The 20,156-nt window shown below is 42.4% G+C and carries 13 protein-coding genes; all 13 read right to left on the bottom strand.

Annotated features, from left to right (window positions below; genetic code table 11):
• Window positions 1–160: 160 nt before the first annotated feature.
• The gene (locus A5883_RS02570; RefSeq protein ID WP_254907811.1) at window positions 161–1,144 is read right to left on the bottom strand and encodes a LacI family DNA-binding transcriptional regulator; all 984 of its coding nucleotides are present in this window, start codon (window positions 1,142–1,144) and stop codon (window positions 161–163) included.
• A 285-nt stretch (window positions 1,145–1,429) separates the two neighbouring features.
• Complete coding sequence (locus A5883_RS02565) at window positions 1,430–2,269, bottom strand: sugar phosphate isomerase/epimerase family protein (RefSeq protein ID WP_086337960.1); 840 nt, start codon at window positions 2,267–2,269, stop codon at window positions 1,430–1,432.
• Window positions 2,241–4,913, bottom strand: a complete 2,673-nt coding sequence (locus A5883_RS02560) for a beta-galactosidase (protein ID WP_086337959.1) — start codon at window positions 4,911–4,913, stop codon at window positions 2,241–2,243. The genes A5883_RS02565 and A5883_RS02560 overlap by 29 nt, the downstream gene beginning before the upstream one ends.
• Window positions 4,914–5,106: 193 nt before the next feature.
• On the bottom strand, window positions 5,107–7,317 hold the full coding sequence (locus tag A5883_RS02555; protein ID WP_086337958.1) for a helix-turn-helix transcriptional regulator: 2,211 nt from the start codon (window positions 7,315–7,317) through the stop codon (window positions 5,107–5,109).
• A gap of 86 nt (window positions 7,318–7,403) precedes the next feature.
• Entirely contained in the window at window positions 7,404–8,282 is an 879-nt protein-coding gene (locus A5883_RS02550) for a carbohydrate ABC transporter permease (RefSeq protein ID WP_005234200.1), read from the bottom strand.
• A gap of 11 nt (window positions 8,283–8,293) precedes the next feature.
• A complete protein-coding gene (locus A5883_RS02545; protein ID WP_005234199.1) occupies window positions 8,294–9,241 on the bottom strand; it encodes an ABC transporter permease in 948 nt (315 codons plus the stop codon).
• Complete coding sequence (locus A5883_RS02540) at window positions 9,226–11,739, bottom strand: exo-rhamnogalacturonan lyase family protein (RefSeq protein ID WP_086337957.1); 2,514 nt, start codon at window positions 11,737–11,739, stop codon at window positions 9,226–9,228. The genes A5883_RS02545 and A5883_RS02540 overlap by 16 nt, the downstream gene beginning before the upstream one ends.
• Window positions 11,714–12,388: a YesL family protein gene (locus A5883_RS02535; RefSeq protein WP_010749862.1), complete on the bottom strand. Its 675-nt coding sequence runs from the start codon at window positions 12,386–12,388 to the stop codon at window positions 11,714–11,716. Before A5883_RS02535 ends, A5883_RS02540 begins: the two co-directional genes overlap by 26 nt.
• Complete coding sequence (locus tag A5883_RS02530; protein WP_086337956.1) at window positions 12,388–13,056, bottom strand: DUF1961 family protein; 669 nt, start codon at window positions 13,054–13,056, stop codon at window positions 12,388–12,390. Before A5883_RS02530 ends, A5883_RS02535 begins: the two co-directional genes overlap by 1 nt.
• Before the next feature lie 279 nt (window positions 13,057–13,335).
• Window positions 13,336–14,850, bottom strand: coding sequence for an extracellular solute-binding protein (locus tag A5883_RS02525; RefSeq protein ID WP_086337955.1), 1,515 nt, complete (start codon window positions 14,848–14,850; stop codon window positions 13,336–13,338).
• Between the two features lie 374 nt (window positions 14,851–15,224).
• Window positions 15,225–16,742: an MGH1-like glycoside hydrolase domain-containing protein gene (locus A5883_RS02520; RefSeq protein WP_086337954.1), complete on the bottom strand. Its 1,518-nt coding sequence runs from the start codon at window positions 16,740–16,742 to the stop codon at window positions 15,225–15,227.
• 51 nt (window positions 16,743–16,793) lie between these two features.
• A complete protein-coding gene (locus A5883_RS02515; RefSeq protein WP_086337953.1) occupies window positions 16,794–18,047 on the bottom strand; it encodes a glycoside hydrolase family 28 protein in 1,254 nt (417 codons plus the stop codon).
• A gap of 421 nt (window positions 18,048–18,468) precedes the next feature.
• Complete coding sequence (locus A5883_RS02505) at window positions 18,469–20,082, bottom strand: glycosyl hydrolase family 28 protein (RefSeq protein ID WP_086337952.1); 1,614 nt, start codon at window positions 20,080–20,082, stop codon at window positions 18,469–18,471.
• Between the last annotated feature and the right edge of the window lie 74 nt (window positions 20,083–20,156).

Here is a 20,156-nt window from a genome sequence, read left to right as displayed (position 1 = left end):
TTTGTAAGCGGAACCATTTTTTCGAAAAATAGTACTAGCTATCAACACCTATCACTTAGCAACTTCCTCATTCTGGATTTATTCCAGTCCATTTCATTATAGAATTGCGGCTATCCCAAGACAATCAAAAGAAAGCTGCAATCGGTTGCTTCTTTTCCCATCACTTCCATTGAGTCGTTTCTCTTGGGACAAATGAATTTTTCAAGAGGACGTGTCTTGGTGCGGTTTTGTCTCCTTGTACCTCTTGAAAAAGTAGCTGGGTCGTCCAATCCACCATCTCCTCTAATGGTCGTGCGATGGACGAAAGCAAAGGGCTAGTACAAAGACAAACATTGGTGTTTTCATAACCAATCACTTGAATCGCTTCACCAACCTTTTTATCCAGTGAATGAAGGGAACGTAAAGCACAGGCTGCCAAAAAATCGCTTGCCGCAAAAATGCCATCGATAGAAGGCCATTGACGAAAAAGTTGATCAAAGGAAGTTTGCGTGACATTTACAAAATCGAGTATGACCTCGTGAACATAGATCTCTGGGTATTGGTCCATCACTTGATAAAAACCAGCTGATTTTTCTTGAACGGAATGTAATGTCTTTGGTCCATTAATGAAGAGGATCTCGCGACAACAATTTTGGATTAAGATCTGTGCTGCCAACTGTCCACCTGAGGTATTATCCGCAGAAACGGAGGATACTTCATCGCTAAGGACTCTACCCACACTCACTAGAGGTAATTTGAGAACCTTTTGCAACAACGGACCTTGCGTACAAAGGTTGGTACATAAAATTACCCCATCAATATTATTTGCGAGAAACAAGTTCAAAAAATAGGTTTCTCTTTCAGGATTCCCTTGTGTGGTACCGATCATCAAACTATAGCCTTTCTCAATCAGTTGCGACTCGATTCGGGTAATAAATTGATTATAAAAATCATTTTTCAAATCATAAATCAGCAAGCCTATCATCTTTGAGGAATTGTAATAAAAGGACCGTGCTAATTCATTTGGTACATAATCAAGTGCTTGAATTGCTTCTAGCACAATCTGCTTTGTTTCTTCATTGACATATTTTCTGTTATTGATCACTCGTGAGACGGTGGTCACAGATACATTGGCAAGTTTTACCACGTCTTGCATGTTTGCCATTGGTTCCTCCTTTCTCTCTTTTACATGTCTCGTAAATATTAAATCCTTTTCCATTTGATCCATTATCCGAATGCAACAATCCAAAACACTTATTTTTATTCTATAATAACAAATTTTATCTAGTATTTTTTATTTTTATGAAAATAAAAAAGTTGTTTAGATGAAATTTCATCATAAACAACTTTTCTATGCTAGATAAAATTTGCATTCAATGCCAGCGTTTTTTAAGAAAACAAGAAAACTACTCCCGTGTTCTCTTACACAATCATCTACACAAACCCCCAGCTAATTTTTTAGATCTAAGCCTTCAATCAACGCCACCGCACGATCGATCCCAGCATCTTTTGTTTCTTCTAGCACCACGTAACAGTATGGCTTGTGTTTGATCAAAAGCTGTAAAATTTCTGGATACCGTATTTGTCCTTCGCCTAATGGGACAGGGATCACTTCTTCTCCCGAGAGTTGAAAATCCTTTAGGTGCAAGCAGACGATTTTCTCTCCGAAAAGAGTAAATGCTTCTTCTACCAATGCGACTTGATCAGCAGCCGTTTTTGCGGTGATCAAATTCGTTGGATCGTAAATGATCCCTAAATAATCAGAAGGAACACGTTCAATCAGCTCGGCGATGCGCTGATTCGAATACAGCGGATGATTCAGTCCAGCTTCGATCCCTACCATGATTTGATATTTTTCTCCCACTCGAACGAGTCGCTGGATCACATGGATCAAGTCTTCAAAAACCTCATCCGAAAAATTCTCTTCGCTATATCCCAGCGCGGCAATGACTGAGCCTGTTTCTGAAGCCACCATGCTGGCACCAAAATAACGGGCATGGAATAAATAGCGCTCAAATTTCTGTAAGATTTTTTCTCGTTCCCCTGGTTCGGGGTGAATCAAGTTACTATAACAACTTAACAAAGCGATTTGAACGCCTTGTTCTTGGAATTCATTCTTGAAGAAGGTCCCCATACCTGGATTCATCTTTTCAGGAGCACTTAGATCTGGAAAAGACGCATTCAAGGCAAACTGAACGTTTTTTATTTTCTTTGCACCTACCGCTTGTGCTAACTGCTTTGGTGTATATTCTCCTGAAAGGTCATGCCCTCGGATGGCTAAATGAATCATCTGACTCCTCGCTTTCTACTATTTTTTCCCATTCAATAATCAAATTTTCATAAGGTTCTAGCCTATGGTTACCGCGCGCCAGCGCTTCACCTGATAAGCGTTCGAAACCGGGTAGATGTAAGGTAAAATCAGCTGTCGTCAGCCCTAAGTTACTGATCCAGAGTTGGACATGGGTCGCTGACTCTCGGCGATACTTCATCACACCTTCCGAACATTTGATCAACTGGCGCTCTGATTCATAAGGGAAAAGTTCTTTGCGACAAAACGACTGCCATATCAAACTGTCTGGTAAATTGCTAGGTAGCGCACCTAAATAGATGATCTCTCCTTGAGCCAGTTGTTTCTTAGCTAGTAGCGTTTGGTCATTCCCTCGTCCGATCGTTTCCCAATCTTCTGGGCAGTGAAAAACTGTGACCAAATGATCCAAAGGTTCTTTTAGGCCGTCATAGGTTAGCTGATAAGTCAGTCCTTTCACCGTAAACTGCTGGATTTGGTCAAACCCGAGCCATTCTCCTAAACGATCTAAGCCATTCGTCGCTGGCCACGCCAGCTCTTTTGTCCGATCCCCCGTCATCGGGCCTAAAATCAGCTTGCCTCCTGCTTCAGTAAAGGCGGCAAATTTTTTCAACAAGGTAGGACTGATCCAACGAACAAATGGGGCAAGAACAACATCATACTCTTCTAACGGACTATTTTCTTGAATGATTTCTACACGAATCCCTTGGCGAATCAGACTGCCGTAAAATTCGGTAAACAGGCTGCGATAATCATAAACACCCCCATGATCGATCGTGTAAAAACGTTTCGAGTAATCCGAGTAGATAATGGCTATTTTTGCCGATACATACTTCGTTTCCGCTAAAAGTGGTGCGATCTGTTGTCTTAGTTCGCCAATCCGAACTACTTCTTCATACCCACGATCTGGCTCCCCCCAAGCAGTTAACACGGCACTATGGGGTTGCTCCACACCATAGCGATGTCCACGAAAATGCCAAAAGCAGAAGGACTTCAAATTACCAGCATAGCCAATGAACGCTTCACTTGTGACAAACCCATGAGGACGAGGTGCCGCATAATTTTCAATATGACCTGCATTGGCAGTACAAGTTTCTAACAATAACATTTCCTTGTTGCGCGGTTTGACATTCCGCCAACGATCCAAGTTCATCGTATACGCTGGATAGTTGTCTGCCGGTGCATACGTATCAAAACCAGCAATATCTAAATCAGCAAATAGCTCATCATTTTGCAAGTTAAACCCAAAAGCGGAGTTATGGGTAATGGGTAACGCGGTCTCCATTCGGATAAAATGACAAAGATCATGCGCAAACTCATTCAACGTATCGGTGGTAAAACGGCGAAAGGCATTCATCAAGGAAGAATTATGCAAAAATGGGGTCGTTAGCGGCAAGACGACATCCTCAAATGCGTCATACCACTCACTCCACACCTTCGTTCCCCAACACTCATTGAGGTTAGTCACGGATTGATAGCTGTCTTTTAAATACGTATGCCAACGCGTTTGGCACGTCGTACAATAACATAGATCGACATGACATTTAAACTCATTGTCCAATTGCAACATAACGACATTTTCATGTTTTTCGGCAATCTCAGCGATTTTTCTCGTTAACCGATAGGCATAACGGCGAAAGTCCTCGTTGTTGGTACAGACATGCTGTCTTGAGCCGTGATGCATCTTCGTTCCATCTTGGTTAGTGACCAATGCTTCTGGGTACTGTTTTGTAAACCAGCGGGGCGGAGTTGGCGTTGGAATACATAAGCAAACATCGATGCCATTTGCTTGGTACTGTTCTAGCGCACGTTCCAACAACGCAAAATCATATTCTCCAGGTTGAGGCTCCAAGTCACGCCACATGAATTCCCCAATTCTAGCAAAATTCATGCCCAACGTTTTCATCGTGTGACTATCACTTTGCATGATTTCTTCCGACCAGACTTCTGGATACATGCAGGCGCCGTAATAAATATCAGGAAACAGTGGTTGCTCATGGAAAAACGCCTGTAAACGAATCGCTACATAGCGAGCGATCATATGCGCCCCGAGCTTTGAAAAGTGGGTATCATCTGCGAGACCTGCAGGATAATTGGGGTGCTCATCCGGTGCTAACCAAACAAAGAGTGCTTTGGAAGCTTCTAGTCCTAATGTGTCATAATAATGATAGGTATAGCGATTTAAATCAAACAAAACTACTTCTTCCGTTCGACTAAGTTCTCTTAAGACAGGTAAAAATGCTGACAACGTATGCGCCAGTCGTCCCTCTTCTCCTACCCGCCGTTCAACAGGTGTACACAGGATCGGGATTCCTGCTTTTTCTTTGATTTGACGGATCATGTCTGTCAAATGAGCAATGTACGCCTCCATCGTGACATGATTTTTCTCTTTTTGGTCATTATGTCCAAATTGCAGTAGGACGACTGTATTCGGTTCGACTTCTTGCAGGAGTTGCTCAAACAACCCTTCTTCGATAAACGAACGAGTCGTACTGCCGTTTTTTGCAAAATTGCGTACGTTTACTTCTGGGGGTAGATAGCTTGGTAAGGCTTGTCCCCAGCCCATCATTGGCTGTTGATCAAGGGGATAATCCGCCACGGTTGAATCTCCGCCTAGAACGATTTTCATTTCTTTTCTTCCTCCATCTATTTACTATCAGATTTCCAACAGCGTTGACAAGTCCGCTGGTTTTCTTGCTGAACTTAAGCTGTATTAGAAATCGCTTTCTTTTCTATTATACAAAACATTCGCTGACGAAAACATGGAAAAATCAGAGCAAAAGCTGCGAAAATGCGAGCTTTTCCGCAGCAACCAACAGTGATCAGCTCTGACCTTTTCGATATTGTCCTGGGGTCATTCCCGTGCACTTTTTAAATAAACGATTGAAGTAACTGGGATTATACCCAAGGTTTTCTGCGATTTCATTGATTTGATGATCGGTTTCTAGCAACTGCCGTTTTGCTTCTACGATGCGAACATTGGTTAAATAATCAATAAAGTTGACCTGCTTGGCACGCTTGAACTCCTTACTCAAAAAGATTGGGTCTACTTCGAAACGATCCGCAACATATTCTAACGAAATTTGTTCATTGCGAAAATCAGATTGGATGTACTCCGCTACTTTTTGGATCATTTCACTATAAGAATTAGCGACATTTTCTTGCCAGAGGATGGAAACGGGCTTTAAGAAATGATGGTACAAAAAGGCTTGGATTTGATTGATGTCCAAAAGTCGTTCGATTCGCTCTAACACAACCGTTTTCGATAGATAATCCGTTCGTGAGACACCATTTTCATTTAAAAGGTAATCGACTTGATCATACAGTCGATTGACCACATAGATCACCGCAGCCTGTTGATTGTTTTCTGCCACGACCTGTTCCAAAAACCGCTGGACACTTCGTTGCAATTCTTCATGATAGCCACTTTTCAGCGCTGTTAAAATCAAATTTTCTTGCGAAAGAGAATACTTCGGCAGCGGGCGCATTTTCTCTCCTTGAAGCACTTGATTTTCGGGAATCAACCGTTGCAGATGGATTTGCTTTTTGAGACGTTGGGCAACTTCAGGCAACTTGCGAATCTCAGTTTCTTGTTGCGAACTAACGATGGTGACATAACGACAGACGATCAAATTGATTTGCTTGGTGACCATCGTGAAGTAATCTGTCAGTTGCTGCTCTTGATTGACCACAAAAACCAAAATCCGCCCTTCATTTGACGAAACGATGGTTGATTCTGGGAAAAACATGGCTGTGACATCCGTTATAATGTTTTCTAGTGCAAACAAAATGTGGGTTTCATCTTGTGAATTTGCTTGATTGCTTAATAGATCATTGAGTTGGAAATAAAACAGGCGATACCCTTGGTCACTTAAGCGCCAGTTTTTTTGCTGCAGTAATTGTTGCGATTCTTCCTCTGACAAATAGCCATAATACCCTTCCATCAAATGTTGGATCACTTGCCGCTTCAGCGAATCTTGAAAGCGTTCCGCCTGATTTTGTAGCAATCCTTTTTCCCGACTTAATTGTTGCCAACGGTCCACCAAAAACTCCAGATCGTTTTCTTTTTTCCATTGGGTATTACCAAAGAGCTGATCCATCGTTTTTTCAAAAGGTTGGTATTGTTTTTTTGCCAAAAAGAGACTCATGACTGCCACACAAGCAATAAAAAGAATACTTACGACGATCAGCACTCTAGCCAAATGAGTGACTGGCTCGGTAATCAATGCTAAGGGAACGACGGTATAAAATGTCCATATTTGGTTGAGTCGCGTACTGTTTACGGCGATCATGCTATAATCATTGCCATTGATCGATTCGACCCAGGTTCCTTGATGCTCCTCACTCAGCGGTTGGATAACATTCGCTAAGTTCTGATCGCCAATAAAACGAAAACTCTCATGATTAAAGGAAATCGCTGCGAGACCATTTTCAATTTGAGTATCATAAAAATACTTTAACAATGATTGCTCGTCGATCGTTGCAACTAAAAAAATTTTAGGCTGATCTTCGCCTTGGCTATCAATGTTTTGTACAAAAATCAATTCATCCTCTTCTTCAATGATCTTCCACTGATACTGCCTACCATTATCGATCCGATAGCGTTCAAATGCTGTTTTGGTTTGCTCGAGCGTTAATTCATACGTGCCGCCACTTTCAATCCCAAAGGGCGCCTCTCCGAGCGAATAAATACCGATTCGATTGACATAATTGGAGCTATTGGTTAAGTAAAACAATTCTTCCGACAGCTGGATCAACGTCTGATAATTCGTCGTTTCCAATAAATCTTCTTGGTAGCGCCTTTGAAACGATTGCCCCCAAACGCTTAAAGTCACTTCCAGCTGCGAGAACTGTTGGTTGATGTTACTAACGATTCCTTCGACTTGGCGATTGTTTAGTTCTTGATACGATCGTTGTAATGGTCCGATCAAATAGGCATGCAAAAAGATTGTAACGGCTAATAGCGGCACGACGATCCATAGACTGGCTAGCTGCAGTTTTCGATGAAAACCGCCTGTTTTAAAGTACTTCATTCCCAAACACCCTTGTAATAGATTTTATGTAACAAATTGTCATGCGAAAAAACGCATGACAACCTATCCACAACTATTGAAGTGTATCATCCTTTGACGGATCCAATCAGCATTCCTTTGGCAAAATGTTTTTGCAAAAACGGATAGAAGATCAAAATTGGTAAAGTCGCCACAATGATGACTGCAAATTTGATTCCTTGTTCAGGCGGCACATAGTTGGGGTCCATACTTGCTAACGCATTGGCACCACTGGAGGCCATCGTGATCTGTCTTAACAATAACTGAATCGGCCATTTTGCTGAATCGTTGATATAGAGCAACCCACTCATGAAGTCGTTCCAGATACCAACGGCGTAAAAAAGGGTGAAGGTCGCGATCACTGGTTTTGATAATGGCAAAATGATTTTCCATAAGATCCCTAGTTCCGTACAGCCGTCCATCTTGGCGGATTCTTCCAATTCGATCGGCATTTCTTGGAAAAAGTTTTTGATGATCATTAAGTTGAACGGATTGATCGCGATCGGCAAAATCAATGCCCAATAAGAATTGATCAGTCCTAAATTTTTCACCACGATAAACGTTGGGATCATCCCACCTGAAAAGAGCATTGCAAAAATCACGAGATTCAACAAGGTGTTCCGTCCTTTTAGGTGCTTGCGTGATAAAGGATAGGCAAAGGTGAAGGTACAGAAAAGCTGCACCAGCGTGCCAACGATGGTAACGCCGACCGTTACAAGCAAACTACGGATAAAGGTGTTGGTTGAAAAAATAAAGCGATAGGAGTCGAGACTGATCTCATTTGGCCATAAGAAAAACGAACGTGTGGTCAATTCTAACTCCGTAGCAAATGAACCTGCGATCACATAAATAAAAGGAATCACCATGAATAACCCAATCAATGCCAAAAATAGCGCATTAAAAATGTCAAATATTTTCCCTGCCTTCGTATTGTGTAAAGTATCCATCTTTTTCCTCCTTAGTATAAGCCGCTTTCGCCAAAGCGTTTCGCTAATTTATTGGTACAAAGTACGAGGATGATCCCAACGATCGATTTAAATAATCCGACGGCTGTTGAGTAACTGTAAGCGCCATTGGTGATCCCCATCATATACACATACGTATCAAAAACATCTGCTACTGTTCGGTTCAACTGATTAGTCATCAAGAAAATCTGATCAAACCCAGTAGACAAAATCGACCCGATCCGCATGATCAGCATAATGATGATCGTCGAACGAATCGCAGGCAAAGTGATGTGCCACACACGACGAAAACGTCCTGCACCATCCATGATCGCGGCTTCGTATTGTTCCTGATCCACACCTGATAAGGCAGCTAAATAAATAATAGTCCCCCAACCGATCTCTTTCCAAATCGATTGCATCACGATCATGGGGCGGAACCATTGCGGGTCTGAGAGAAAGTCGATTTCAACGCCTGTCAACGAAGCGATAAATTGAGTGATCGCTCCATGATCGATGTTGAATAAGATATGCCAAAGACTAACGACGATCGTCCATGAAAGAAAATGTGGTACATAGACGAAGGTTTGAATGGTCCGCTGAAACAGCTTGTTGCGCAATTCATTCAGTAACAGTGCCAAAAAGATGGGTGCTGGAAATGAAAAGAAGATGTTTAAAAAGGCAATCATCAACGTGTTCCACAAGATCCGAAAGAAATCAGGATTATTGAAGAAATCCATAAAATTTTGTGTTCCGACCCATGGACTATCTGCGATTCCTAAAAAAGGCACATAATCTTTGAAAGCAATGATCAACCCATACATCGGTGCATAACGAAATACTGCAAAATAGATGATCCCGGGAATCGTCAAAATATAGAGCCATTTATTTTGTTTAAAATGGTTGAGAAAACTCCCCCATTGCTCTTTCGTTTTCGGCACTTTTTTTATTGTTGTTTCCATTCATTCTCCTCCTCTAACTCCGCTCCGATCAGTGCTAAACAACAAATCGTATTTAGACCCCACTGTGACAACACATTGGTCGATACCCACGGCATTTCTTTTATTTTTTTCCACGTTGTCGCTGCTTCAATGGTCGCTTCGATCGGCAATGGAACACCCGATTTGTCATTATCAAGCAATAACTGCCAAGCCCTTTGGCTAATTGCTTGATCGTTACGCACTCGCCCAGCAAAGGCCATCATCGTCGACGCAAACATTGGCCAGGCAAAATGAGGTTCCGTCAGTACCCCGTTTGATTCTTCTGCTTTTCTCTCAGGACTCAAGCTATAAAACCAGCCAAACTCCCCTAACATCTCTGTCCACTCGGGGTCTTCCAGCACTTGAGCAAGTTCTAACCAAACTTGCGGTGCCCCAAAGGAGATGACCATGTGATAGCCGCCAAAATTCCCAGTTCCCATATAAGATAAGGTTTTGTCTTGTGGATCAAATAACACTGTGGGACCAGACAATAGGCGCTGGGGCATGGCTTTGATGCAGGTGATGCCGGTGCGAATTTTTTCAAGGTAAACAGGATCATTCGTCCGTTCCCACTGGGTAAACCAGTTCGAGACTAGCGCAGCCCAATCTGGTCCGATGCGAATCGGTATCCGCTTCGTTTCTCGTTCATAAAACTCGCGCATCGGTGGTAACGCATCAAAAGCATAGGTTTCATTGTCTTTGACTTGTTCCATAATCTCCCCAATGCGTTCATCCGCTGTCAAATAGTAGTAGTAGCGATGGAGACCCGCCATTGAAATTCGAACTTCTTTTGCTTGGCAGCCCCAATGAATGACATTATGCCGTGACCCTAATCCTTTGTATTCACCAGCATGGTACTGATCGACTTCTGAAGTATGTCTCGTCATGCTTTCAGCCAGATAGTAAACGCTTGGATCACCAGTCCGTAAGAAATCTAGCCAAAGCCACATGTTAGGGACCAATTCAGTGTTTTGCCAAGCGTACCCACCAAGATCGTAGCGCCATTGGTGTCGAAATTGATCATAGGTATGCATGACATCACCATAGTTCCAATAGCCATACCAACTTCTTTGTTGGACTTCTGCTAAATAGAATTGACGCATCTCAGTCAATTGTTGCTCCAGCAACTGTTTCGTTTTCGTTGATTCGTCTGGTAAACTGATCCTGCCAAAAACCTTCGTCTCTTGATAACGCTCAGGCAATGAAACGATCTGGGCAGGTTCTTGGTTTTCTTGAGCTAAGCCCAGCAACACTTCTTCTGACGGGGCTTCTTCATATAGATCCAACCAACAACGCGTCGTATTTGCTACACCAACTGCCGTCGAACGAATCTCTTCCATTCCTTCGTATCCGCTAAGCATATGATCCCGTTTGGAATAGTGCTGAAAATCCATTGGCTTGGCATTCGGTGACCACTGCCACATCGTGATTTGAGTTTCTTTTTGGGTGATGCCTGTCACCTCGATCGCAGATGGTGCTTTTTCCCAAAATTTCTCCATGCTGCAAGCAACGCCGCCGGTTTCTCCCCCAGCGTAAAAGGTACCTGAATAATGCTCGCCATCCCCAATGGGCAACCAACAGTACCCAGCTTCGGTCTGTTTTTCTAATTCAAATGACCGATGATTGATTTGATTGACCCGAAAATTGTCCCAAATAGCATTTTCCACCGCATGAGACAGCATCGGCTCGTCCGCTGGGGTCAATGAAACGAGCTGTCCACTGGCTTGTTGTTGATAGGGAATGTTTTGCTGATAGTGTCGCCGTGAAAGTAACAATTGTGCCGCTTCATGATACACAGCGTCTGCAATAAATTTGACTTGTCGATTCCAATTATCACCTGTCAACGCATAATCAAATGCTATCCCCATGCCTTCATAAGCAAGTGGTTTGATGATAATGACCGTATGAATGATTTCCAATTTGCTGATTTCGCGAAAGATGCGGAACCGTAAAATAAACTCTTGCACCACTTCTTGATTGATCTCAATGACGCCCGATACTTTGATAACGGCTTTTTCTGAACCATTTTCTTCCAACATCAAGTCCGTTACTTTGGACTGCACCTTTTTGTTTTGGTATTGCAGGATTGCGTGAAGATCTTGCAATTTTTTCTGCCCATTGACCGCTACCCAGTCCAATACATTTTTCCCTTCCCCATGTTTCGGGAAGAAGCCTTTGATCGTACCGTTGTCAAAATAAATACCGTTGTAAGCTTCCCTAGCAATCGCCTGTTTCTTCTGGACACGCTGTTTTCTTTGAAAAAGTAACTGCGTCGTTTCTGCCACCAGACCACTGTGTCCTGTCCATTTCACACTGCCATCTGGCCAGTAAGCCAGTACTTTCGTTTGCAGCGGTTCCTCCCCCAGCAAAAACAGTTCCTCCCTTAGAACCTCAGGTTGTAAAGCTCCTTTTTCCCATGGATACCCAAAACTCAGCCCACGTTTTCCCTTAGGTTTATTTTTGAGCCATTTCAATGCCATGTTCGATTTCCTCCTCTTCCCTCTCTGCAGGTTGAACTGCATCGTTTTGTTGCTTTAGCTTTTGTTCATTTTCATCAAATAATTTCAAGTAAATCCCCATTGTGCCAATGATCCACATCCCAATACTTAAAAATGGAAGGAGACCGGGGAGAAAAAAGCTGATCGTACTACAAATCCCAAACCAAAGGACGCCTAAAAAGGTGCCAATAGGTTGAAAAAAAAGAAAGCGTAGCGAAGCGCCTAGGTACTTCTTCGTTGGGAGCACATAATATTCGTACATGCTAAGCAATGTATTGATCACAGCGATCGCTACGCATTGGCTAACGATCAATAGGATCAAGCCTGTTTGAGTCAATGCCGCTAAAAATCCTTGCTGGATCACCATCATGGGGCACAAATAAAAGAGAATGATCGGTAAGCCCAAGCGATTCGATCGCCAAAAGTTCCTGCGGTAATACCCAAAGAACGTTTGAAAAAAAGGCGGCGATTCCTGTTTAAGGGTTTTCTTTGCTACGTGGAATCCTGCTTGTACGCTAGGCGCCAGTCCAAAGATGATCCCACCTACTAGCGCACCTATAATAACGGTTACATTTATCAGCAAACAATAAAAGACAAAATCTGCTGCTTGATATGCTTTCTGCCAATTCATCACCGTTCCTCCTCTAAGGAATATACCTTCAAGTCTTTATAGCGGGCCTTCATTGGCGCCATTTGCCGAAATCCGATCGCTCCTTTAGTTAATACGGGACCAAACTGTTCCTCATCAAGGTACCTTAACACCAATAAGTCGTTGATCCAAAAGGAAATCGTTGCACCTACCTTATCGATTCTTAGGTGATAAAACCCTCGGGCATCTGCTACACTCGGAAGTGGGTCTGCGCCTTGGGCGACCAGATGAAACCCATGGCTTTTGCGCAAATTACACGTTTCAAACGCCCGTTCCTCCTCATACTTTCTTCGAAAATAAGAAAGGTGGTAAGCATTGATCCCTCCAGAATGATACTCGGGATATGACCCGGTTCGTTTGGGTACTCCAGAATCGAAGATCGAGCCACCCTTGCGATTGGTTGCTGCAAAAAAGAGCATACATAAGCCTGGTTCAGCCAGTGGTTGAAACTGCCAGGTGATTCGTAGGTCCGCTGGAAATTGTTGAGGCAGCCATAAAACAAAATGTGGTTGTTTGTTTGATTCTTCAGAATACGTATTCGCCAGAATCATCCCGTCTTGGAAAGTAATTTTGGGCTCTCCTTCAGCAATAAAGTGTTGAATATCTACTGCTTGGTTCAGCGGATTTTCATAGATCAATTTCGCTAACATTTCTTCTTCTCCTTTTATGCGTATATGAGCTACTTTTCTCTTTTCATAGTAAACTTGACCTACATTTCTAACAATTGACTTTTTTTGAATTCCTTGATATCAAGCGTTAGATTAGGGTTTCCACTTGTTTTTTTCCATTTTTTCTTTTCTGATTTCTTACTACCTGTCTCGTCTCACCTGAATAGTACTCCATTTTATTAGCTGAATAATTAGCTGAAAAAAATTATTGAAAAAGAAAAAGGTTGAGAGCAAGATCCACTCAACCTTCTTCGACTGTCGTTATTGTGCTTGATGAAGGGCATTCGTTTCTTCCATCAGCTGCGTGCCTCCTTGATTCTTCCAAAGTTCGATCGCAGCTTCCCAACCCGCTTCATCGATTTGTCCTGCAATAAATTGAACCCGCGCATCACTAATGATCTGATCAAGCTGTGCCCCTTTTGTTACATACGTATCTGTATTATAGGAGGCTGCTGAGTTAAAGACAGCGTGCTCTAAATCAGCTTCCATCAGTGACAATCGTTTTTCATAGCTTTCAGTAGCCGCTTCTGTATCAGGCTTAGCAATATAGTACAGGGTATCTTCCGTTACATTCATCCCAATTTGTGAGTACCCTTTGACCGCATTGGCTAACGCTTCAGCTTCTGATCCTTCTAGTGCGACGGACATTCCATCCACTACTTCAAAATTGATTCCTTCGATTCCGTTGTTCAGCAACACCTGTGCTTCTTTATCATTTAATTTATCAAGGAACGTCAACACCTCTTTTAGATGTTCCTCTGTCTGGACACTCGACTTAGGAATCGCCAAGAAACCAGAATAGCCATCTGTCGGTAACGCATTCATCGTACCGCTATTATCTTTTAAATTCCCTGTAAAGACGACGAGGTCTTCTTCTCCAGCTTGCAATAATTTATTACTGATTTGTGCTGCTCGTGAATACGTATCAATAATGATCCCACCACGTCCATTGATAAACGGCTCATCCCATTTATCTGCTGCCATGGTTGCAAAATCACGATTGACATAGCCTTGTTCCACCATATCTTTAACAAATTGCATTGATTCTAGGTATTCTGGTTGCATAAAGGATGGCTCTAAAGTGCCGTCTATTTCTTTCCAAGCATTTCCTGCCCCAAACCAAGTAGCTAACACATCGTAAGGGCTATTTGAATTGATCGAACCAGGCCATTGGGGAATAATCAAACCAAACGTATCATTTTCACCATTCCCATCGGGATCGTTCTCAGTAAATGCTTTGGCAACCTCATAGAGATCATCGATCGTTTCTGGTACATCTAAGTTTAAGTTTTCTAACCAATCTTTTCGGATGATCACCGCCGTCCGCATCGCATCACGTTTCCGATAAATTCCGTACACTTTGCCATTCACAGAAGAATTACGCAAAACATCCTCGTTAGATTGAGAGAGATTAGGATAATCAGCTAAATAGTCGGTCAAATCCCAAAAAGCGCCATTTTCTGCTGACTTGATAAATCCTCCTGATTTTCCTTGAATGACCATCACTTCTGGAATATCATCTGAAGCTAACGTAATATTCATTTTATCCTCGTAGGATGTATTGGGTGCCCAGGTAATATCAATGTTTTTGCCAGTGTACGCTTCTAATTGCTTCAAAATCTCGTTGTCACTTGCAGGGGGTTCAGTTTCAATGTACGGCGATAAAATCGAAATCGTATCATAATCTGTTGTGGAACCTGCTTCCTCCTTCCCACATGCCGACAAAAAAGCGACTGATAGTAACCCCAAACCAAGAATCGTACTTAATTTTTTCACTACTTTTCCTCCTTAGATTTTGTTGTTGAGCCCGATTAAATAAACCGCTTTCAATACCAAAAGCATAACGAAAAGCAGGATTTCCAGCAATTGACATTTTTTGTTAATCGTTGATATATGGCTAGGTAGGGGTTTGTTGACAACGATCTGCTGAGTCTTCCCTTTCCAAAAAAAGTAAGAACATCTGAAGCACTGGCTCTTGGCTTAAAATCTTCGCTCTCTTTTCTCTATCCGTCTCTAATTTCATGCTATGCTTCTAAATAGATGGACAGATCTTTCTTACTCAAGTAGCACATTCTCTTAAGAAGTTACTTGTGACCAAACCAATTAGGCTGTAAATTTTTCAAATTAAAAAAGACCAATTTCTTGGTCCTTTACAAACTGATTTCAATCTTATTTTTACTCTGATAGTGTTTGCCATCGATCAATACCGTAATGCCTACGCCCTTGCCAAAATGTTCTCCTGATCGATCATACCAGACAGAAATAAAATCACCTTTCATCGGCAAATCCTCAAAAGAAAAATACTCAAGCGTCGTATCTTTAATTGGATCGATCGTCAGCAGTCCCTCATCAGAAAGATGAATACCACAATATCCACGAATGAATAAATCACTGAAAGCAGAATGATTGTAATCTTTTCCACGTTCATAGCCACCTTTTCCTATGGGCCAGTTCTGGTCTTTTAAAATTTTTCTGGAAAGCCATTCTCCTGTATCTGGATCAATATTTTCATCAAGCCAATTGACTTTTGTCCCATCTGCTTTGTTTCGATAAAAACTATTCCCATAGGTCAGCAATTCTCGTGAAATGTCTGTTGCTTTAAGTGAACTATTTTTGTTTTGACGTGAGGCTATCATTGCATTGATCGTTTGGGTTGTGGCAAACGGCCAAGATGGTCCATTCCAAAGGCACTCATGATTTTTCTCACTGGGTAAGTTATAACACAGATGATCTCTGGCTGCTGTAGTCAGACCATACTCACCGTGAAAACACATGGGATCACTCAAATAGCGCCAAGCCCTCGCATGAGTATCTTCGGCAATACCAAAGAGCCAAGGGAGATAGCCAATCAATTCTTTTACATTGTGTTGCTTTGGTATTTGTTTAAAGTCAAATGTTGCAATTTGCGCATCTTTATCCTCTAAGGGAATCACTTTAAAAAATTCTTCTTCAGAATCCCATAAATACTTTATTATATTTTGTTTTAAAAGTGACGCTTTATTTCGATAGTCTTTAGCAAGTGAAGAATCACCTGCTTGCTCGGCAAAATAGGCAATTCCTAAGGCATTGGCATACATGTAACTATTTAATGTTGGCCTCAATCCGCTACCACTAATAGAACACTCCATGGCATCCCGGTCATCATTTGACCAAAACAAACCATAACGAGTCAGATGATGCGTTTCGATCTCTTGATAAAAGGTTACCAAATGAGGTAATAACTGAACACCATACTCAGCATCTGACCAAAGAATCGCATAATTTTTGATCGCATCAATGATCCAAGACGAATAGGCATACTGATTTCCACTGCCTTTAAACCAAAAATCAACATATTCGTGAATGAGTTCGCGACCACATTTTAACCAACGAGCTTCGGAAAGATGATGTCCAACAGCACAATTGATGGAATTGTATGGTCCTGACCAACGAACGGGTGGTAAAAACTCAGTTATGATCGTTCCCTCTGGTGTGGCTTTCAGATGCTTCCGAAATACCCACCATCGAAAATAATATGCTTCTTCAAATAATGGTTGATTACATGTAAATACTGGGACGTTTTGCATCATCCAGGTTTCTGCGTCAGCATTTGATATACATTGAGAATAAAGTTCTTCATCATTGTGATTAAATGTATCAATATATTTCTTTATAAAATTTTCCCTCATTGTGCCCCTCTCTTTTCCTACTTAGCGATGTACGTTCTCGTTGTCTCTCTACTACCGCTCATACACATCATTTTGATCCAAGGTTGGCGCTAACGCAGTGACGATCGTTTCCACCATCTTTAAGTTCTCAACCCCTGCAATCTTGCCGAACTCGTCGGCATGGATGGAAAGATTTTTTAATGTTAGATTGCGGATCGGTTCTGCTGGGCTGGCCTCGATGAAAAAAGCACGCACGCTTTGTTGTCCTGTTTTGGTAGCTTGCACGTTTTCAATAGTAATGTCGCAGACCTTTGCTGGACCTACTGGAATAGCTGGTTGTACCATCAATTTGTGCCAATAGTCGGGAATCTCTTCCTCATAATCAGCTGGCAGTTCTGGATAACTATAATCTGGGTACCAATTTGTTTGTAAGAGAAAAGGAAAGCCAACATCCTTCATCGTTAAATCCGAAGCAGTGACCTTGCGTATAAATCCACCTCGATTGTTGGCGGATTTGATCCGAAACCCTGCGCCAGTTTGCTCAAAGACGACTTTTTGGATTTTGATCTCTTCGATCCCACCCGAAGTTTCACTACCAATGGCAATTCCTGAACCATACCCTAACTGACAGTCTTTGATCGTGATTTTCCGACAGCTTCTTTGCTGGGCTAAGGCTTCTGCCCCACGTCCCGCCTTGATCGAGATATTGTCATCGTTGCAGGAAATGTAGGCATTTTGAATCGTGACTTCTTCACAGGAATCAATATCGATGCCATCAGTACTAGGCCCTTTTCCATTGTCTATCGTGATGCCGTCGATCAATATGTGGTGAGAATACGTGATTTGGGTATTCCAAAAACCCGACTGTACCGACGAAATGCCTTTGATGGTTACTTGCTGACTTTCATAAACAAGGATATTTCGTGGGCGCTTGCAATCATAATCTGCTGCCCAGCGTAAGCCTTTCTTTGCGTAATCCGCCATCATCCCGCTGGCTTCATCTGTTCCCCAAAACGTTTGCCACCATATTTCTCCACGACCATCAAGTTTTCCTTTTCCAGAGATCATGACATTTTCTGCGTGAAAAACATTGATCATCGCTGCAGGCCACTTCATATTGATCCCTGCGACCCGATTATCTACTTCGGGATAATCGGCCAGTTCTTGACTACCATACAGAATCGTATCCTCTGAGACAATCAAGTGCACATTGCTTTTTAAAAACAATGCGCCGATTTGATAGGCGCCGGGTGGTGTAATCACTGTTCCCTGCACAGTTGATGCTTGGTCAATTTCTCGTTGCAATAATTGCGTGATGTCTTCCATTCTTGCTTGCCTCCTACGTTTTTGTTTTAAGCTGTTGATAGGTTTGTCGATACCCATGATTGTAAAAATTGCGCATCGCCAACCTTTTTTCATCTATCATTTCGTTGGATAGAACTGAGTGCTTCTTACTGGCGCTGTCCATCAAGTAAAGCGTTCCTCTTGGCACATCTCGTTGTCTTCTCCCATGTGCTTTCTGGCGTCCTTTTCCCTACATTCTTTACTATAGTCCCCTTATCGGGAAATGAAAGTCCTTTTTGATTTCTGGGGATCGTCTTTTTTTGCATCGTCCTTTCTTGTTAGAAAAATGCGCCTTTTTGTCTACAAAAGCAAAAAGGCGCAACCTGTCAAGGGAGGAAATAAGGTGCTTAACTAACTGTTTCTCATTGGGAGAACCAACGCAGATCATTTTCAAAAGCTTGTTCTACGTGAGTTTCTTTTGTCCCACCATGGATAGTTCGACTGTTTCTTGGCAACTTATTGCGTCACTTATGGCCGCTCGATCAATGATCGCTGCCTCTTTAAAGCTGACCTCCTGACACTGTTCAAAAATCATTTTCTTTTGCCCTTTAGCTGATTCAAAGGCAACTGACTCAAAAGCAACGCGTTGGATCGGTGAAACCTGCTGTGCTTGTTCATCGACAAACCCTTTTAGCTCGACCAAAGGGTTCTGCCCTACGATACGGGTATTCTTGACCAAAATACCCGAAATGATCGGTAACTGTTGGGCTGCCTGACCATCGGCATTGTAAGCAACAGGATGAGCCATGAAACGATCCAACAGGCAATCGGTGATCGTCACTTGACGAATATAGCCACCACGATCATTCTGCGCTTTCAATTCTAGCCCATAAAGCGTATTGGTCAGTTGACAATCTCGAAAGGAGATATTTTCGACGCCACCAGATTGCTCACTACCAATCGCGATGCCATGTCCCCCACGAATAGCCAAATCAAACAGCCGAATATTTTTCGCTGGTCTATTGATCTGATTTCCTTCTGGATTTTTGCCAGATTTGATTGCGATACAATCATCACCCGTATCAAAAACGGTGTCAAAAATCAGCAAGTTTTGCGAAGAATCTGGATCCCAACCATCGCCATTGTCGATGCCTTTGGACTGAATATTCACCCCATGGGTCACAACGGTGTCACAGTAAATCATATGAACAGTCCAGCATGGTGGATCAATCAACGTCAGCTCTGTCAAATGGATGTTTTTGGCCTGCATCATACAGATCAAACGTCCCCTTACTCGTCTTCCAGGTTTTCCATCAGAAACATATTCTGGATACTGTTCACGATCTGCATAAGGGTTTCGCATCGCCAGTCCTAATGGATTTCCGCCACCAATGATCGTCCCTTTGCCACAAAGACGGACATTTTCACAAACGATACGCCCTCGATCGCCTTGATCGATATACCCAATGTTGATCAATGAACGAAAGCAAAACAATTCCCAGCCTTCATAACGGCTTAATGGTAAGCCCTCTTGATTCACGCTTCCTAAATACTCGTGAGGGGCAACCCGATACGTTTCTATGTCGAGGCTTGCTTGCAATGTGCCATCTACCTGAAAAATCATATTGCTTTTTAGCTCCAACGCACCAGAAAGGATCACCGCCCCTGTTGGGATCCAGACAGTGCCATTGCTAGGGCAATCGTTGATCGCTTGCTGGAGAATGGCGGTACTATCTTCTTTGCCTGCGCTATCAGCATGGTAGGGTGCTTGCGTAACATCTAACACAACACTTTTTTTCTTTGTACGAAAGGTCGTCGTGACTGCGGTATTTGTAAGCAGGCACCCCTGATGATCGAGGCAGATGATCGTTACTTGATACGTTTGATCGGCAGATAAGTTTGTCAACGTCCAATGCGTCTTGTTTGTTGGTCTGGTTTGGATCAAATCGTTGTCTAAAAACAATTGATAACCAAAAATAGCTTGAGCGTGCAGCGGCTTCTCCCAAATAAGGGTCGCTTGATGAGCGCCGATCGTGCTTGGTACGACATGAAAATCAATTACTTGAAATGGTTCCATCGGTTTGTCCTTTCTTCAACGAATTCATTCAATAGAAAAAAGATATTCCAAAACAGCGAATATCTTTTTCCACA

Origin of the sequence: Enterococcus sp. 5B3_DIV0040 (genome assembly GCF_002140755.1) — a bacterium.
Lineage (GTDB): Bacteria > Bacillota > Bacilli > Lactobacillales > Enterococcaceae > Enterococcus_D > Enterococcus_D casseliflavus.
This window is presented reverse-complemented; position numbering and strand designations above follow the sequence as displayed.

Bases quoted from the DNA above. Each gene is read 5' to 3' on its own strand.
- A5883_RS02570 (WP_254907811.1), bottom strand. From the start codon at position 1,144: ATGGCAAACATGCAAGACGTGGTAAAACTTGCCAATGTATCTGTGACC.
- A5883_RS02565 (WP_086337960.1), bottom strand. From the start codon at position 2,269: ATGATTCATTTAGCCATCCGAGGGCATGACCTTTCAGGAGAATATACA.
- A5883_RS02560 (WP_086337959.1), bottom strand. From the start codon at position 4,913: ATGAAAATCGTTCTAGGCGGAGATTCAACCGTGGCGGATTATCCCCTT.
- A5883_RS02555 (WP_086337958.1), bottom strand. From the start codon at position 7,317: ATGAAGTACTTTAAAACAGGCGGTTTTCATCGAAAACTGCAGCTAGCC.
- A5883_RS02550 (WP_005234200.1), bottom strand. From the start codon at position 8,282: ATGGATACTTTACACAATACGAAGGCAGGGAAAATATTTGACATTTTT.
- A5883_RS02545 (WP_005234199.1), bottom strand. From the start codon at position 9,241: ATGGAAACAACAATAAAAAAAGTGCCGAAAACGAAAGAGCAATGGGGG.
- A5883_RS02540 (WP_086337957.1), bottom strand. From the start codon at position 11,739: ATGGCATTGAAATGGCTCAAAAATAAACCTAAGGGAAAACGTGGGCTG.
- A5883_RS02535 (WP_010749862.1), bottom strand. From the start codon at position 12,388: ATGAATTGGCAGAAAGCATATCAAGCAGCAGATTTTGTCTTTTATTGT.
- A5883_RS02530 (WP_086337956.1), bottom strand. From the start codon at position 13,056: ATGTTAGCGAAATTGATCTATGAAAATCCGCTGAACCAAGCAGTAGAT.
- A5883_RS02520 (WP_086337954.1), bottom strand. From the start codon at position 16,742: ATGAGGGAAAATTTTATAAAGAAATATATTGATACATTTAATCACAAT.
- A5883_RS02515 (WP_086337953.1), bottom strand. From the start codon at position 18,047: ATGGAAGACATCACGCAATTATTGCAACGAGAAATTGACCAAGCATCA.
- A5883_RS02505 (WP_086337952.1), bottom strand. From the start codon at position 20,082: ATGGAACCATTTCAAGTAATTGATTTTCATGTCGTACCAAGCACGATC.